The following is a 17,901-nucleotide window of genomic DNA, read 5'->3' as shown; positions in this document are numbered from 1 at the left end:
GCAATTGTGCCAAGATGAATTTGAGCACTTAGGCAAGTGACACAATGTTAGGACAATTATTAGACGGACGTTACCAAGTCCTTCAAGTCTTAGGTGGAGGTGGATTCGGTCAAACCTACATAGCCCAAGATACTCATCGGCCAGGTTTTCCGAAATGCGTTGTCAAACACCTTAAGCCCGTCACTCGTAGCCCTGAATTTCTCGAAACTGCTAGACGGCTATTTAGCAGTGAGGCAGAAACACTAGAACAACTGGGTAACCATGACCAGATTCCTCGGTTGTTAGCCTATTTTGAAGACAACCAAGAGTTCTTCTTGGTGCAAGAGTTCATTGAAGGGCATACTCTGAAAGCGGAACTATCCCCCAATCAACGTTGGACAGAAGATCGAGTAATTCAACTGCTCCACCAGGTGTTGGGTATTCTGCAATTTATTCACAGCCACAACGTTATCCATCGAGATATCAAGCCGGACAATATAATCAGGCGGCAACAAGACGGTAAGTTAGTGTTAATTGACTTTGGCGCAGTCAAACAAGTCCAAACTCAACTGCTTACAGTTTCAGGACACATGGGGGCTACTATTATCATTGGTACCCCAGGATATATGTCTACAGAACAGGGACAAGGTAAGCCCCGCCATAACAGCGATATTTATTCCTTGGGCATTATTGGTATCCAATCGCTGACAGGGTTACATCCTATAAACTTTGAGGAAGACCCAGATACAGGAGAAATCTATTGGCAGCATCAGGCTAACGTCAGTTCTGAGTTAGCATCTGTGCTATCTAAGATGGTGCTACACCACTTTAAACAGCGCTATCAGTCTGCGGCTGAAGTCCTACAGGTGCTTAAGCATTTGGATACTAGAGTAGAAGCGCAATCACTTCAGCGACCATCTTTTACACAACCGCCTCAAGCTTTACTTTCTCAACAAAACTCAATTGGGCATCCGCCTGCTTCTATTCTGTCTGCGGAAAGTTACAGTCGCTTGGAAAAAATTCTTTTGGAGTTTGTCGGCCCTGTTGCCTCAAGATTACTACGGCAAGTTGCGGCATCAGCGCCCAACTGCGAAGAATTAATTAGTCAATTGGCGCTTCATCTTCGAGTAAATCAACAAATTGATTTTCAGAAGAAAACAATGTTTCTACTAGAGAAACCTACTCTATTACAGGAACTTACTGTTAAATCTGAAATTAAGTCAAATAATTTACCTAGCCAAGAACCTCAACTAATCAGTGAGAGCTTTATACATCAGTGTGAGCGGGAGTTGGCTGATTTAATTGGCCCAATAGCTAAGTTCCTAGTCCAAAAAACTGTTAAATCTTCTGGACAAGTTTCTCGTGCAGAATTTGTAAAAATTTTAGCCTCACAAATTCCCGAACCTAAAAAAGCGTTGTTATTTCAGCAACGCTTACTTCCTTGAACTTTTAATTGTTTAACCTTGGTTATTCAGCATATCCATAGCTATTTTTAAGCTAGCTTTCATCCGATTAAATGCTTCTGCTAACCCGCCAATTTCATCATTAGAGCTTTCTTCAAAATCAGCACTCATATCGCCAATGCTAACTTTTTGGGCTATTTTCTCTATTCTTCTGATGCGCTGAATTACATATTTTTTGATTAAGAAGTTAATTAAGAAAACTACGATCGCAAAGATCGTAATTAAAAGTCCCATTATCAATATCCAAGTCCGTTTGGCATTGGCAAAAATCTCTTCAGAAGGAACAGAGATGATTTGGGCAGAAACAATCTGATTGAGTTGCCAGCCAAAACCATTTTCTGAGCCATAAGTTGCCAACTGACTCTTAGGAGCCTGATCTGGTGTAGAATGACATCGCAGACATTGCTGTTGTGTAATCTTGAGTGGTCGCGCAATGTAAAATACTTCGTTTTCTGACAAGTTACGAAAGCCAGTAATTTCTAGAGTATTAGGTTCGTTGCGAAAACGCTCTACAAGTTGAGTTTCAAAACTATCAGCTTTATCCGCTAAATTAGTGGGATTAAGTGTTGCATCTTTATGAAAAAAGTTTTTATATTCAGCCTTTTTCCGAAAATTTTCAAAAACCTCTTTAGAGGAAAAAGTTGGTACTACTTCAGGCATGAACGTTGGATTACTATCTAGTCTAGGCTCTAATAAGGGATCTATACGATTTTGTGTATAGTTTCTCACTGCGTTCACCATTTGGATGAGAATCTGCGCTTGAGAAACCACTTCATTTTGCGCTCTCCCTTGAAGTACACTGGATAAGGCAACGCCACTTCCCAAAATACTGACTATGAAAACTAATATTAAAAGTAAGTTAAATTTAGCACCTATTTTTAAGTTTTTTAACGTAATGTTGTTCAACATAACCTAACCAACGAAGGTGGTATCTGAGTTTGTCTAATATTTATTTATACCTGTTAGAAAGCATCTCAACAATATTTAAATAAATATTAATTTTTTGCTGCAAGATAACCTATTTAGGCAGCATTCAAACTTATCTAAATTAGTCTTGAGAACCAAGTTATTTTCTTAACCATAATTAGTGATGTTTTTGCGATTTCCCCGTCGTTTTTTTCTGTTTAATCTGCTAGGTTTGACATTTGCTGCCTGCCAACCACGAAAGCCATTTGAGGGCACGTTAACTATTGGTGTTATCAACTATGGTGGAGGCGAACAGATAATTAACCAATATGCTAAATTCAATAGTTACTTGGGTGAAAAGACAAATGCATATATTCAGCTAGAGCCTGCTTTTAATGAAAATAGAGCGGTTGAGCGCCTTAACGCTCGTGCTTGGTCATTAGTATTTGCTCCACCGGGTTTAGCGGCTATTGCGATCGCACGCTACCAATATATTCCCTTATTTCCTTTAATAGGTATTAATAATTTGCGCTCAATCTTCGTTGTTCGCAAAGAAAGTCCGATCGCTGAGTTGAAACAGCTGCAAGGTCAAACAGTGGCTTTAGGTCAGTTAGGTTCAGCAACAGGATATTATTTTCCTCTTTACAATCTTTATGGTACAACACTAGCTGACATACTGTTTGCACCCACACCCAAAGCCGCGCTGGAACTGGTGGCTGAAGGAAAAGCGATCGCCTGTGCTGTCTCGGAGGCTGAATTAAGTCTCTACGCTTCACAGTTGGCCCCAACCGAATTCCGCATACTATTTAAAGACCCTCACTATGTACCATTAGGTGTGGTCTTGATTGGGCCGAATGTAGAACGTAACCGTCAAGAGTTTATCCGCAAAGTGCTGAGTGATTCGCCTTCAGGTTTAGCTCAAGAAGTGGGGTATGTACCCAATGGACAAGTACCAGATTACAAATACATGATTTCTGTGGTCGATCGGGTAAGCTCAATTACTTCTCAGCTGCAAAAAAAGCCTGTTCGTTTATTTTGATTGACATCACGGATTGCTCAAAAAAACAATTTGAATCGTGCTAGCTGGTTTTGAATCGTTCCTGTTAGGATTTTATTCAGTTCTGTGGTGTCTTGGAATTGCAAAATCTGCTGTGTAGGTAAGTCGAAGGGAAATTGCCCTTCAAAGTCTGGACGTTGCATTTGCGCTAATAGAATCTGTTCAGACCGCTTACTTTGGATGGCATAGCCAATCTCAATACAGACATTCGGACTGGAAATTAATTGGGGGGTTTCTTTACCATCAATACTAGCAATGGGTGTGGTGTCAGCGATAAATAACAAACTCTTACGGATTTTTCGCATGATCGTGCGGTTTATTCGGAAAGTAGCACCGCTAGGACGAGAGGATTCTACTAATGTTAGGGGAAGGCGCGATCGCAAGTTTAAACTATCCAAACTTTTTCGCAGTTCTTCTCTGAGAGCATTTGTCGCTGCGGCATACTCAGTTTGATAGGATAAAAAAATCGTTGGTTCTAACTGAGCCAACAGCGCCTGCTTCGTGAAATAAATTTCATGACTAATTAAGTCAATGTTAGCGACGCAATAGCCACCACTACCTTCAATATAAAATTCAATATCTTCCCCTTCCAGATAGCGTCCAAACCAGGTTGATTTCTTAACTTCGTCGCTTTCTTCCAAAAAGTCTGCTCGCAATGCCGATCTCAGCAGGCTTTTTTTGCTTAAGCGAATGTCTGGTGGACGTTTTTCCAGTTCTGGAATCGGTTCATAATCCTGTAGATACCACGCTCTGAGCGCAATAATTGACATAAGGCGCTATTTAAACTGTTTCTCGTTATTCAACTTAGTATAATCTTACACCCAGAGGAGTCACTATTTTCAGACTTCTCTTTAAACACAACAACACCCAAACCTCTACTCGCTGAACTATCTCCTCTCCTTGTTTATCCTAAGCCAGGGATGTACTAACCTTCATCACTTCTGTAAATAAGCAATGAAAATCAGTTACAGCGCCCCCTAATCTTCCATATTTGAGGAAATAGCAGTTTTCGCGTTGGGTGTTGCTGTGTTTTCACGAGACAGATGTAAATTAAACAGCGTCTTTTACCTCTTACTACATTCCAACCAGATGCAGCTGTTATATCTGCCAGGGAAGCTTATTTAGTAGCTTCAATTACTAAATTATCACTTCTAGATGGAAGAGATTTTTTTTGCAATTAAACTTTACGATGCTTGATGAGGGTAAGTTCACAAAACCTCTTTGATGCAAGAATCCCACAGCTTTTTATCGAAATGAGGGCTTGCGCGATATTTGGGCAACCGTGGGAGGATCAATTGGGTAAATTCTAGCTAAGAACTTGGTTGTGATTGTTGAACATAGGAAAGATTGTATTTCCTGTTCCCTGCCCACGCAAGTAAATTCAGGAATCAAATCGAATTGCTATAGGATGAGATAATGACTCTGTGGAACTGGAATTCTGGTCACAGTCTAATAACCAAAAGACTTGACCAATTTGATAATGCGATGAATCTTGCTTGGGTCACAGATTGAACAGAGGTAATTATTGTGGCACTGAAAGCTCGAATGACTGTCGTTTTTAGATTTTAAGTTGGTAAGCAATCCATAATCCACTGATGCTATATAGACGATTTGGCCGTACAGAATTACAGATGCCAGTGTTTTCCTGCGGTGGCATGAGATATCAGTTCAAATGGCAGGATGTTCCCAATAATGAAATTCCTGCTGATAACCAGGCGAATCTCGAAGCAACTATTAGAAGGGCTGTCGAGGTTGGGATTAATCATATTGAAACTGCTCGTGGTTATGGCACTTCTGAAATGCAATTGGGAAGAGTTCTACCCCAATTTCCCCGCGAAAAGTTGATTGTTCAAACCAAAATCAGTCCAACGGCAGATGCGAAAAAATTCCGGGAGACATTTGAACAATCATTGAAAAATCTCCAGCTAGATTATGTTGACCTTTTAGGGTTGCACGGCATTAATCATGCTGAGTCGTTAGATTACAGCGTTCGTCCCGGTGGCTGTTTAGAAGTGGCGCAGCAGTTGCAAGCTGAGGGAAAAGTCAGATTTATTGGCTTTTCTACACATGGCTCAACAGAGTTAATTGTGCAGACAATTAATACCAATCTATTTGATTATGTAAACCTGCATTGGTACTACATTAATCAATGGAATTGGGCGGCAATTGAAGCAGCTAAACGCCACGATATGGGAGTATTTATCATTAGCCCATCTAATAAAGGAGGTTTGTTGTATGAACCTCCACAAAAATTAGTAAATCTTTGCGCCCCTTTGAGTCCAATGGTGTTTAATGATTTATTTTGTTTGAGTCATCAAGAGGTGCATACTCTAAGTTTGGGAGCAGCCAAACCACAAGATTTTGATGAACACCTGAAGACTTTAGAATTAATAGATCAAGCATGGTCAATTTTGCCACCAATTTTAGCAAGGTTGGAGGAAGAAGCGATCGCCACTTTGGGAGAAGATTGGGTAAAATCTTGGCAGACAAATCTACCAACCTTTGAGGAAACCCCTGGTGAGGTAAATATTCGAGTGATTTTGTGGCTACGGAATTTAGTGATCGCTTACGACCTGCTAGAGTATGCTAAAATGCGCTACAACCTGCTTGGCAATGGCAATCACTGGTTTCCTGGCAACAAAGCTGATCGACTAGACGAATTAGACTTGCGGCAATCTCTCGCCCGCAATCCCCACGCTGATAAAATACCAAAAGTTTTGGCACAAGCCCATCAGATGTTGGTAGGTGAAGAAGTGCGGCGTTTATCTCAGCAGTAGTCGTGCTGTAGTAGTAAAGCTCTGTCAATTATGGAAGAGAAACACATCTAAGTCGAGATGTGTTTCTCTTGTTGGCAAAGGTGATAAATTACACAGTTGTAAATAAACCAAACTAAGCAAAGTTTGATAAATAATCTCTAACTTTAATTTTTTTATTAACCCTTAGATAACTCAATCTTTACTTATTGCCATAACAGAGTATGGTAAACACTTATTCTGTAATACTTTAGTTTAAGCTTGCTATTATTTAGTATGCAATCCGATCAACTATTGAAGCTAAACCGTCGCCAGTTTTTGCTGCGTTCAACTATCACAGCAGGTGGAATTATTGCCACAAATCTTGTATCCAAATCACAAGTTTTTGCCGAAGCACCTGCAATTATCACATCAGATAAAATGCGTCCTGCCATACCTTATGGCGTAGCTAGTGGGGATATATCTAACGATAGCATTGTCATTTGGAGTCGGAGCGATCGCCCCGCAAAAATGATCGTAGAATATTCTACCAGCGAATCTTTTCGCAATGTGCAGCGAGTTGTGGGGCCCAATGCTTTAAAAAATAGCGACTTTACAGCACGACTTTATCTGAAGAATCTACCCCCAGACCAAAAATTATTTTATCGGGTGATTTTCCAAGATTTAGATTATCAAGGTACTTACAGCGCTCCCTTTCATGGTACTTTCCGAACTCCCCCCAAATATGGACGAGATATATTCTTTGTTTGGGGTGGCGACACCGCCGGTCAAGGATGGGGAATTAATCCTGATTTTGGTGGGATGAAAATTTATGAAACTATGCGCCAACTTAATCCCGACTTTTTTATCCATTCTGGCGATAATATTTATGCTGATGGCCCCATTCAATCAGAAGTTACGCTAGACGACGGCACAATTTGGCGAAATATAACTACACCAGAAAAATCAAAAGTAGCAGAAACTCTCACCGAATTTCGTGGCAATTATATTTACAATTTGCTTGATGAAAACATCAAGCGTTTCAACGCTGAAGTTCCCATGTTGGCACAGTGGGACGACCACGAAACCACAAATAACTGGTATCCTGGTGAATTTCTTTTAAACGATAATCGCTACACAGTTAAGGACGTTAACTTGCTAGCCCAAAGAGCAAGACAAGCGTTTTTGGAATATTTACCTATTGGGTATGCAACCAATAATCCAGATAAAGCAAGAATTTATCGCTCTTTCAACTATGGCCCATTACTAGACATTTTCATGCTGGATGAGCGCACCTACCGAGGGCCAAATACTCCCAATCGTCAGCCAGTACCAAGTAAAGAAACAGAATTTTTGAGCAGAAAACAATTGCAATGGTTGAAAAGGCAATTGCTGTCATCAAAAGCAACATGGAAAGTGATTGCTAGTGATATGCCTTTGGGGCTGATAGTTAGAGACGGTAGCACTGATTTTGAAGCTTGGGCGAATGGAGATGGCCCAGCTTTAGGAAGAGAATTAGAACTTGCCGATTTATTACGATTTATCAAAAACAAAAATATCCAGAATGTTGTTTGGTTAACTGCTGATGTACATTATGCAGCAGCCCACTATTACGACCCCGCCAAAGCACAGTTTACCGACTTTAAGCCTTTTTGGGAGTTCGTCGCCGGGCCTCTTAACTCTGGCACATTTGGGCCTAACCAATTGGAAAATACTTTTGGCCCACAATTAGTATTTCAAAGCCTTCCTCCAGGTACGAAAGCAAATCGACCCCCAAGTGAAGGTTTGCAATTTTTTGGAGGAGTCAAGATTGATGGAAATACAAAGGTGATGACTGTAACATTGCGTAACTTGGCAGGCGAAATTGTTTACAGCCTAGATTTGCCACCAGAAAAATAAATCGTCAAAATCATAGCAAAATATAGCCAGTTGGATAGAGTAATGACGCAATTTTTACTCTGTCTGCTGGCTTTGCTGTTTTTTAGTGAGATATTGAAGTATGAAAAAACTTTGTGCGATGCCTGCGGCGGGCTTTGCCAACGCCATTGTTAGGAGCTAAATTTAAGTAGGTAGAGTTTTGGAGTTGATCATGCTTAAGCAACTCATCTTAGAAAACTGGAAAAGTTTCCGTTATGCGGAGCTTCCACTTGACCCATTGACTGTTCTGATTGGTACAAATGCAAGTGGTAAATCTAATGTAGTTGAGGCTTTTGAATTTTTACAAAGAGTAACACAAGGTGAGAGTATTGAAGCAGCTTTAGCAGGTGATAAAATACTTTCCTCGATTCGAGGTGGTGTGGAGTGGGCAGCACTTAAACCAGAAACTGAGTTTACATTAAAATTTATGGTTCAGGGTGATGATGAACATACTGATTATCTATATGCAATCAAAATACAAACACAACCTATTGTAATAATCGTAGGAGAGTTCATACAAATACTAGATGTGCAATCTAAAAATTCAGATTTATTAAGTGAATTTTCAATCAGAGAGCCAGATAGTTTCCTTCCTATTAGAAGTGCATTAAATACATTAGAAGGAAGCGGTATGGCGTCAGGATTAGGTGTAATTAAGATTGCTGAAAAATACAATTTAAAGAATGTTGATGATGTTTCCAAAAGAATTAGAAATATCACATATTTAGTTATTAAAGCATTAAAAAGAACTTTTGTTTTAAATCCCATTCCTTCTACAATGAGATCATATTCACTACTGTCTGATACACTAGAAAGTGATGCTTCTAATATCGCAGGTGTCCTAGCAGCATTACCCGATGAACGAAAAAATGAATTAGAATCAACTTTATCAGCCTACATCAAAGATTTCCCAGAAGGCGATATTCAAAAAATATGGGCAGAAAAAGTTGGTAGATTCGGTACTGATGCCATGCTTTACTGTCAGGAAGAATGGAAAGCTGGTCATATTACAGAAATTGATGCTAGAACTATGTCAGATGGAACTTTACGTTTTCTAGCAATTATCACAGCACTACTCACAAGACCAGAAGGTAGCCAACTAGTAATTGAAGAAATAGATAATGGTCTTCATCCTTCCCGTGCAGAATTGCTAGTCAGAATACTACGTGAAATTGGCAGCAAAAGAAAAATTGATATTTTAATAACTACCCATAATCCAGCTTTACTTGATGCTTTAGGGCCAGAGATAGTTCCGTTTGTGGTTGTTGCACACCGTGATAAAGAAACTGGAGAAAGCAAGCTTACACTTTTAGAAGATATTGAAAATCTTCCTCTTTTATTAGCGTCGGGTAGTTTAGGCAAACTAGCAACTAAAGGTGCAATCGAAAAGAGCCTTTCTGATAATAAGTAAAGTAAAACATGAGAAAGGTTCTAATTATTGATACATCCATACTTTGCGTTTATTTAGGTGTACCTGGTAAAGAGACTTGTGGTTCTGATAATGATAAATGGGATAAAAAAAGAGTTGAAGCCCGTTTTCAAGCAGAAGAAAAACAAGGTGCAAAGTTTATACTACCAATAGCAACAATTATAGAAACTGGTAATCATATTGCACAAGCTAACTCTAAACGATATGAAATTGCTCAAGCTTTTGGTAGTATTTTAGTGAAAGTAGCAGATGGAGTTATACCTTGGGGAGTTTTTGAAACTCAAGTGGGTGAACTTTGGAATTCAGAACAATTAAAACAGTTAGCTAATGAATGGCCTACTTTAGCATCTAGAAAGATTTCCATTGGAGATGCGACAATAAAAACTGTGGCTGAATATTACGCCAAAACCAGTAGCACCTTTCAAGTAGAAATTTTTACAGGCGATGGGGGACTCAAGGCTTATGAACCAGTTACCCCAGCACCTACGCGTCGAAGCACTCGCAAAAAAGGGTAAAATATCCTTAAGCGTAGGCGTAGCCCGCCGCAGGCATCGCTATTCATCTCGATTTATTTAAAATAGAGCTTTTTCAACTAACTTCTCATGAACTGAGTTGGATAGGAATTGTAATAATAAACTCGGTTCCTTCTTTTATATTAGATATGAATTGCAGTTGACCACAATGTTTTTCTACAACAATTTGATAGCTAATAGATAGCCCTAATCCAGTACCTTTACCAACAGGTTTAGTGGTGAAGAAGGGGTCAAATAATCGCTTTTGTATATCTTTAGGAATTCCTGCACCATTATCGGCAATGCGAATAACTACTTGCCGCTCATCTGTAACTTCGGTATGAATACTAATTAAGGGTGATTTTTGAGGTAAAGAAGCTGATTCAAAATTCAAATTTGAGTAATCATCACTATCGAATATAGCATCAATAGCATTAGCTAGAATATTCATAAACACTTGATTTATTAATCCAGCATAGCATTCCACTAGTGGAAGATTTCCATAATGTTTAGAAATAGTGATTGTTTGACCTGTTTGCTGGTTTATTAAACGACTTTGTAATATTATTAGAGTACTATCAATACCTTCATGAATATCAACTATTTTTTTATCAGATTCATCGAGGCGAGAGAAATTACGTAAAGAAAGAACTATCTCTTGAATACGCTCAGTCCCAAATTTCATAGAATTAAGAAGGTTGAGGAAATCACTAGTTAAAAATTCTAGTTCAATTTCCGCGATCGCAGCTTTAATTTCTGCTACTGGTGCAGGATAATGGTGTTGGTATAAGCTAATTAATTGTAGTAAGTCTTGAGTGTAGTTAATCGCATAAACAAGGTTGCCAGCGATAAAGTTTACAGGGTTGTTGATTTCGTGTGCAATGCCAGCAACAAGTTGTCCCAAAGCAGCCATTTTCTCATTCTGAATTAATCGAGTATAGTTATTCTTAAGGGTACGAAAACCTACTTTGGTGATTCTAGATTGTTCTTCTACTTTCTCTAGTTGAGCTAGTGTTAAAATATGAATTTGGGAGTGGGCTAAAAGTAACTGATGGAAATCTAGTAGCTTATAGTTACCTAACTGAGTTTCTATTAAAATCGGCTCATATACAAATTGAGGTTCTCGCTGCAAGGCTACCTTATTTGCTTCTACAATCAGCGTATCTTCAGAAATTACACATACATCTGGCTGCATAAAGTTAATCAGATTGCTCACAGGCCGTTTAGAAAATAGTGAAAAACTATAGGGACGGCTCATGTGCTCAAAAAACCTTTGCCGGGAAATCATTCCCACATAGTCATGATTTTTCACCAGAATAATTCCTGGTAGTAAAGGCTCTTCCTTAAAGAGTGTATTCAAATCATTTGCTGGACTATCTGCATCGAGGTAAACAGACCAAAGTGGTAATTCTTGCAAAGTAGACTCTAATCGCAAGTTCAGATTATTAGCATTTGTCATGCTATGTATAACCACCATATTTTCAATCCTTTACTTTGAAGTAACCTTTCTGGTAACACCCCGAACAAGCATTGCGATAATAGCAAAGTTAATCAAACTTATATTTCCCTAATTACTGCTTAAAATCACACTTATGCTGCAAAACTCGTGATGTTATGGCATCTCATGCTTTTCTATACTGGATAATATTCTTACCAATAGTTAGACAAATACCACAGCACCATTTTTCAGATAAAGGTAAAAAATTCTTGAGCGATCGCCATTCAACTTTCACATCACGTTATCATCGGATATTGTGGAATTTCCGTGCGTAACTCGATAGCATCTATGACCGCCTCTCACTCTGAAACTCCATCTACCAAACCAGACGCGAGTACTTTTATTTCTGACCATCGACAGGTAGACCGCAGCAAGCTAAGTCAAATGTACCTGCACTATGTCGAGACAAAGGATAAATATCCTCACGCCGTATTGCTGTATCGGGTAGGAGATTTCTTTGAATGCTATTTCCAAGATGCTGTAAAACTAGCGCAAGAATTGGAATTAGTCCTCACTAGTAAGCAAGCTGGGGAACAGGGACGGGTGGCGATGTCTGGTGTTCCGCATCACGCTTGGGAACGCTACGCGACGCTGCTAGTAGAAAAAGGCTATGCAGTGGTAATTTGCGACCAAGTGGAAGATGCTTCAGAAGCTGCTGGGAGATTGGTGCGACGGGAAGTAACGCGCATTCTTACACCCGGCACTTTGCTAGAAGAAGGAATGCTCAAATCCAGTCGCAATAACTACTTAGCAGCAGTAGTAATTGCTGCAAATCATTGGGGTTTAGCTTATGCAGACATCTCTACAGGGGAATTCCTTACTACTCAAAGTAGTGATTTAGAACATTTGACACAGGAATTAATGCGCTTGCAACCTTCAGAAGTGCTGGTTCCGACAAATGCACCTGATTTAGGTAGTTTGCTGCGTCCGGGAGAAACTTCGCCGCATCTGCCGGAGTGTTTGCCACCATCATTTTGTTATAGTTTGCGATCGCAAGTACCTTTTTCCCAAGGAGAAGCTAGACCTAGATTATTGCAGAAATTTAAGGTGCGATCGCTCGAAGGACTCGGTTGCGATCATCTTCCCCTCGCCGTCCGTGCGGCTGGTGGTCTTCTGGAATACTTGGAAGATACTCAAAAAGAAAACCCTGTCACCCTTCAAAGACTCCGCACCTACACTGCCACCGACTACCTAATTGTTGACAATCAAACCCGCCGTAACCTGGAAATTACCCAAACCGTCCGGGATGGAACTTTTCACGGTTCCCTACTTTGGGCGTTAGATAAAACTAGTACAGCGATGGGTGGGCGTGCTTTGCGGCGGTGGTTGTTGCAACCGCTACTCGATATTAAAGGCATTCGGGCGCGGCAAGATACCATCCAAGAGTTGATGGAAAATACGCCCCTGCGTCAAGATTTGCGGCAGTTATTACGTCAAATTTATGACTTAGAAAGACTCACAGGAAGGGCGGGTTCTGGTACAGCTAATGCGAGAGATTTAGTAGCTTTGGCAGATTCCCTCTCCCGTTTACCGGAATTATCTCACTTAGTAGGAGAGGCGCGTTCTCCTTTCCTCAAAGCTTTGCAGAAAGTTCCAACTGTATTGGAAGAATTGGCACAAAAGTTACACGCACATCTTGTAGAGTCACCACCCATACTAATCAAAGAAGGCGGATTGATTCGCCCCAGTATAAATCCTCTCTTGGATGAGAGGAAGGCGACTGTAGAAGCGGATCAGCAGTGGATTGCCAACTTGGAAGTTGATGAGAGGGCTAAGACAGGAATTTCGACACTGAAAGTAGGATTTAACAAAACCTTTGGTTATTACATCAGTATTTCCCGCACCAAAGCTGACCAAGTACCCGCTAATTATATCCGCAAGCAAACCCTGACGAATGAGGAACGTTACATCACCCCAGATTTAAAGGAACGAGAAGCGCGAATTCTCACGGCACGAGATGATTTAAATCAGTTGGAATATGAGATTTTTACGGCGTTGCGGGAAGAGGTAGGACAAGAGGCGGAAGTAATTCGCAATCTGTCTCGTGCAGTGGCGGCGGCAGATGTGTTGTGTGGTTTAGCTGAGTTGGCGGTACATCAAGGTTACTGTCGTCCAGAAATGTTGTCAGGAAGGGAGATCAACATTGTTGATGGGCGTCATCCGGTGGTGGAACAGTCTTTACCTGCGGGTTTCTTTGTGCCGAATTCGACGCAATTGGGTCAAGAGTCATTAGTAGATGACAAAGGACAAAGGACAAATGACAAAGAACAAATGACAAATGACAATCCCGATTTGATTATCCTCACTGGCCCAAACGCCAGTGGCAAAAGTTGTTATTTGCGCCAAGTGGGATTAATTCAGTTAATGGCGCAGATTGGTAGTTTTGTACCAGCTAGATTTGCCAGATTGGGAATATGCGATCGCATTTTCACCCGTGTCGGTGCAGTAGATGATTTAGCAACTGGTCAATCTACCTTCATGGTGGAAATGAATGAAACCGCAAATATTCTCAACCATGCTACATCTAGGTCGTTAGTATTATTAGATGAAATTGGTCGCGGAACAGCAACATTTGATGGTCTTTCCATAGCTTGGGCGGTGGCAGAATATATAGCAGTGGATATTCGGTCACGCACAATCTTTGCCACTCATTATCACGAGTTAAATGAACTGGCTAGCATTATCCCGAATGTGGCTAACTATCAGGTAACGGTGAAAGAATTACCCGACCAAATTATCTTTTTGCACCAAGTTCAACCAGGAGGTGCTGATAAGTCTTATGGAATTGAAGCGGGAAGATTGGCGGGTTTACCAGCCGTAGTTATTCAACGGGCAAAACAAGTGATGGGGCAAATTGAAAAACACAGTAAAATTGCGATGGGGCTGCAAAATCTTGATGGATAAGCAAGTTCGTAGTAAGAACTTTAGCGCTTACTACAAACCGAGGTGTTAATTACTGCCGAAAAATTTCTACTTTTTGTAACACCACTTCTTGATTCGGACGATCTCTAGTCGTAGGCACATTAGCGATCTTGTTAACTATATCTAGACCTTCGACAACTTCACCAAAAACACTATGTTTGTTGTCAAGGTGAGGCGTTGGTGCTTCTGTAATGAACCATTGCGAACCATTAGTACCGCGTCCAGCATTAGCCATCGACAGGATACCTGCACCAGTGTGTCTCAATTCAGGATGAAACTCATCCTCAAATTGATATCCTGGCCCACCAGTACCCCATCGGTTGGCTGTATCCAAATAACGACTCAGAGGATCGCCACACTGAATCATAAAATCAGGGATGACCCGGTGAAAGCGAACCCCATCGTAAGCTGGAGTTCCCTTACCAGATTCACCAGTTTTAGGATCTTTCCAGTCGATTGTTCCGGTTGCTAGACCGACAAAGTTTTTGACGGTGTTGGGGGTTCGCTCTTCTTCCAAACGAACTACAATTTCACCTAAGGAAGTAATTAAACGAGCGTGCAGCTTGCCATTACCGGGAATATTAATTTCTGGAAAGTTCATTAGATATCCTACTTTTAACAAGTGCCAGTATTTGAACTATATAAGTTTATCAGCATTCAAGTTACCGCCTTTAGACATAACAAAAAACCTGAATTCAGGAAACTTGAGCCAACAAATATTTTACTCAGGCAAATTTATCGCTGGATTCCGGCTAAAGAATCCTCTAGGGACTAGCTTAAAGCCAACTCGGTGAACAGGCATCACAGGCCAATCTTCCGATCGCGGAATATGAGTTACGCCCATTGTGTACCACAGGACGATATCTTCACCCATCAAGGCTTCGTCGTCTGCAATATATTTTGGTAAGCCCTGTCCTGGTTGAGTTTGGTTAGGATAATCTCCCCCAGCATAAAGTTCAGTAGGTTTATATTTTGTTACCCAAACGTGATGAGTCGCAAATTCTGCCCTTTCCCGGATTTTCGAGCCTTCCACAGGGAAAAATATGGAATTTCCTTCAGGCATCAGCATATATCCAGGTGCAGCATCCAGAGCATTCTTTTTATCTGCATTAACAATCATCCATTCCCGACTGCTTTTCATATCCAAATCGCGCACAGCAGCCGTTTCTTTGGCTAGCGGAGTTTCTGCAACTGCGATCGCATTTCCTAAAGGATTTTTCTCATCCATCGGCAAAGCTTTCACATTCATTTCCATTACAGAATTAGCCTGACCATCGACATCGAAATCTAGGCGGTAGTTGAAAAAATGCTGGTGATTTACTCCGAAGATATTTTTAGCGATTAGCCGACCATAAGAATCATTGTCAGATTGCTTTTGGGCAGCCGTTCCCTGCGCCAGTACGATACCCGTTAATTCATTTTGGACTTCCAAAGTCCCATCTTGGTGAAAGATCCAATTGATGCTGTAATCATAGTTGTCAATGGCCGCAGTCATCGTCATGACTAATTCTCGACTGCGACGGACATCATTGCGCTGCGTGCCATAGTCATAGTGCTTCCAGAGCATACCGTTATTTCGCTCGTATATCCCGATAACTCGTGGCATGACATAAGGTTCTCCCTCGCCATTAGCAAACACAGCATCTAGCAAAATACCGTTTTCCGGAATTTCCTTACCTAACTCCATCGTGGTTGCTAGAGAACCAAAATTGTATTCCCCAACATCAAAGGCATTTCTGAATGACCAAGCGGGATCCGGATCGCCGTAAGGCACTACCGTCTCCGATAGGCTAGCGCGGTACAGCACTGGTCGGATATTTTCCCCATCGTTTTGTGTCATTTGGTACAGCACTAATCCACTGCGGGGATGCATTATATAGCGAAATTTCCAACCTTGCCAGCTAATTTCATTGCCTTTGATTTGGAAACTTGCACCATTTGGTTGGAGAATCTTTAATGCTTTAAGCGGTGAAAGTAATTTCCCCAAGGACTTTACATCGTAGTTCCAGTTCTCTTTAGAAAAAGGAACTATCCCTCTATCCATGAAACTGGAAATTTTACCTGTGTTCAAATTAACGGTTGCCAGTATTCCTTCAATTGGACTGCCGTAAGAATTCCAGTGTTGGCCCTTGTAGTAAAATAAGCCCCGACAAAGACGATTTCCTGTTGCCTCTTCCTGTTTACTCAGGATTCCTGGTGCCCAACAACTTATTTTGACTTGGTTGAAGTCTGTAATTCCCCGCTTTTTCATTGCTGTTTGCCATCGGGGATCGGATTGAAAAGCTTCAGTTGCCAGTTCATATTCTGAAGCGACGATCGCAGGTTGAACAGATGGTATTTCTTTCCAGGAATTTAAATTTTTGCTTGTCAGGTCAACGATACCTTCAAATGTTTTATTTAGCGATCGCTCATAGATTACCAAAAAAGCTTTTCGCTGGAAGACTTTACCAGGTGTAAATTTCAGAACTTCTTCTTTATCTGGTTCTTGTAAAGCGATCAGTGGAAAAGCTGCCATTTCGCTCAATTTTTTTTCTCTTTTGATCGCCGAAACAGCTGTATTAATTTCTGCCTCAGTTAGCGAAGTGAGAGGATGGGAAATCGAAGGCTGTTGAGCCGTCAATATTTCGATTAATCCGATTGAGATAGAAATGATGGAAATGATAGCAATAGATAGCCACAAAAAACGCTTTAGCCGTTTAATCATTTTTTACATTTTTACAAAAGACTTATAGTTATCTATTTCCAAGCCTAAGATTGAAAACCGATAAATTAAGAGGCTAAAGCTAAATTAATTATAATTAAATAACCCCTCCCCGCTTGCGGGGAGGGGAGCTAAAGCACAGCTTTGGCGGGGTGGGGTTCCGGGTATTATGCTTAATTACCTGGACATTATCTTACGCCGAAACCAAACGGCGTAAAGATTCAGCACGACGTTTAGCAATAGAGTTATTTGGAGCTAATTTGAGTGCTTCTTCGTAACTTTGTAACGCCTGAGTAGTTAATTTTTTCTTTTCGTAGGCGTGACCGAGATTATTTAATCCTGTTACGTAGTCTGGTTTAGATTTGAGAGCTTCTTTGTACTGACGAATTGCTAAGTCATATTGCTCTTGGGTAAAATAAATATAGCCGAGTCCGTTGTAAATGGGGGCGATATCTTCTTCTCCCTCTTCTTCGGCAGCTTTGAGAGCTTTTTGAAATAGCGCGATCGCTTGGGAATACATTTTTTTTTCTGAATAAATACTGGCTAACTCATAATATTCTTGAGTCGTACCCTTTTCTTTCTCTAACTTCTTTCGCAACCTTGCAAAAGAGCCTTCAATCTTGCGAGTTTTGAAAATTTGGCGAAAAACACCCACGGCTGCAATTGTGAGTATAACCACCAAAATTGAGAGATAAACAACGGCTAGACTGTTATCCATTGCTGCAAATACAAATATTATAAAGTTTGTCATTTGTCATTTGTCATTTGTCCTTTGTTATTCACTA

Annotated in this window: 13 protein-coding genes; 7 read left to right on the top strand and 6 right to left on the bottom strand. The window is 40.6% G+C overall.

The window, feature by feature from the left end; translation table 11 throughout:
- Nucleotides 1-44: 44 nt before the first annotated feature.
- Nucleotides 45-1,424 (top strand): serine/threonine-protein kinase, encoded by a 1,380-nt coding sequence (locus RM347_RS17885; RefSeq protein ID WP_322720622.1) that lies wholly within the window; start codon nucleotides 45-47, stop codon nucleotides 1,422-1,424.
- A 12-nt stretch (nucleotides 1,425-1,436) separates the two neighbouring features.
- Here the strand turns inward: RM347_RS17885 and RM347_RS17880 are convergent, their stop codons facing one another.
- The gene (locus RM347_RS17880; RefSeq protein ID WP_322720623.1) at nucleotides 1,437-2,351 is read right to left on the bottom strand and encodes a Tll0287-like domain-containing protein; all 915 of its coding nucleotides are present in this window, start codon (nucleotides 2,349-2,351) and stop codon (nucleotides 1,437-1,439) included.
- Nucleotides 2,352-2,532: 181 nt separating this feature from the next.
- On the opposite strand from RM347_RS17880, the gene RM347_RS17875 reads away from it, so the two are divergent.
- On the top strand, nucleotides 2,533-3,387 hold the full coding sequence (locus RM347_RS17875) for a phosphate/phosphite/phosphonate ABC transporter substrate-binding protein (protein WP_322720624.1): 855 nt from the start codon (nucleotides 2,533-2,535) through the stop codon (nucleotides 3,385-3,387).
- 17 nt (nucleotides 3,388-3,404) lie between these two features.
- Here RM347_RS17875 and RM347_RS17870 read toward each other — a convergent pair whose 3' ends face one another.
- Entirely contained in the window at nucleotides 3,405-4,175 is a 771-nt protein-coding gene (locus RM347_RS17870) for a hypothetical protein (protein WP_322720625.1), read from the bottom strand.
- 825 nt (nucleotides 4,176-5,000) lie between these two features.
- Between RM347_RS17870 and RM347_RS17865 the strand changes: the two genes are divergently transcribed.
- The 4 genes from RM347_RS17865 (at nucleotide 5,001) to RM347_RS17850 (ending at nucleotide 9,998) form a co-directional block, all read left to right on the top strand.
- Nucleotides 5,001-6,182: an aldo/keto reductase gene (locus RM347_RS17865; protein ID WP_322720626.1), complete on the top strand. Its 1,182-nt coding sequence runs from the start codon at nucleotides 5,001-5,003 to the stop codon at nucleotides 6,180-6,182.
- Between the two features lie 252 nt (nucleotides 6,183-6,434).
- On the top strand, nucleotides 6,435-8,036 hold the full coding sequence (locus RM347_RS17860) for an alkaline phosphatase D family protein (RefSeq protein WP_322720627.1): 1,602 nt from the start codon (nucleotides 6,435-6,437) through the stop codon (nucleotides 8,034-8,036).
- Nucleotides 8,037-8,226: 190 nt separating this feature from the next.
- Nucleotides 8,227-9,465, top strand: coding sequence for an AAA family ATPase (locus RM347_RS17855; RefSeq protein ID WP_322720628.1), 1,239 nt, complete (start codon nucleotides 8,227-8,229; stop codon nucleotides 9,463-9,465).
- Nucleotides 9,466-9,473: 8 nt separating this feature from the next.
- Entirely contained in the window at nucleotides 9,474-9,998 is a 525-nt protein-coding gene (locus RM347_RS17850; protein ID WP_322720629.1) for a hypothetical protein, read from the top strand.
- 85 nt (nucleotides 9,999-10,083) lie between these two features.
- Here the strand turns inward: RM347_RS17850 and RM347_RS17845 are convergent, their stop codons facing one another.
- The gene (locus RM347_RS17845; protein ID WP_322720630.1) at nucleotides 10,084-11,472 is read right to left on the bottom strand and encodes an ATP-binding protein; all 1,389 of its coding nucleotides are present in this window, start codon (nucleotides 11,470-11,472) and stop codon (nucleotides 10,084-10,086) included.
- Between the two features lie 309 nt (nucleotides 11,473-11,781).
- Between RM347_RS17845 and mutS the strand changes: the two genes are divergently transcribed.
- Nucleotides 11,782-14,397, top strand: coding sequence for a DNA mismatch repair protein MutS (gene mutS, locus RM347_RS17840; protein WP_322720665.1), 2,616 nt, complete (start codon nucleotides 11,782-11,784; stop codon nucleotides 14,395-14,397).
- Nucleotides 14,398-14,446: 49 nt separating this feature from the next.
- Here the strand turns inward: mutS and RM347_RS17835 are convergent, their stop codons facing one another.
- From RM347_RS17835 to RM347_RS17825, 3 genes are all read right to left on the bottom strand, one after another.
- Nucleotides 14,447-15,016, bottom strand: coding sequence for a peptidylprolyl isomerase (locus tag RM347_RS17835; RefSeq protein WP_322720631.1), 570 nt, complete (start codon nucleotides 15,014-15,016; stop codon nucleotides 14,447-14,449).
- 120 nt (nucleotides 15,017-15,136) lie between these two features.
- A complete protein-coding gene (locus RM347_RS17830) occupies nucleotides 15,137-17,119 on the bottom strand; it encodes a primary-amine oxidase (RefSeq protein ID WP_322720632.1) in 1,983 nt (660 codons plus the stop codon).
- A gap of 190 nt (nucleotides 17,120-17,309) precedes the next feature.
- Complete coding sequence (locus RM347_RS17825) at nucleotides 17,310-17,834, bottom strand: tetratricopeptide repeat protein (protein ID WP_322720666.1); 525 nt, start codon at nucleotides 17,832-17,834, stop codon at nucleotides 17,310-17,312.
- Nucleotides 17,835-17,901: the final 67 nt, after the last annotated feature.

Origin of the sequence: Nostoc sp. ChiQUE02 (assembly GCF_034531305.2) — a bacterium.
Classification (GTDB): domain Bacteria; phylum Cyanobacteriota; class Cyanobacteriia; order Cyanobacteriales; family Nostocaceae; genus Nostoc.
The sequence above is the reverse complement of the archived record's forward strand: the minus strand, read 5'-3'. Positions and strand labels throughout refer to the sequence as shown.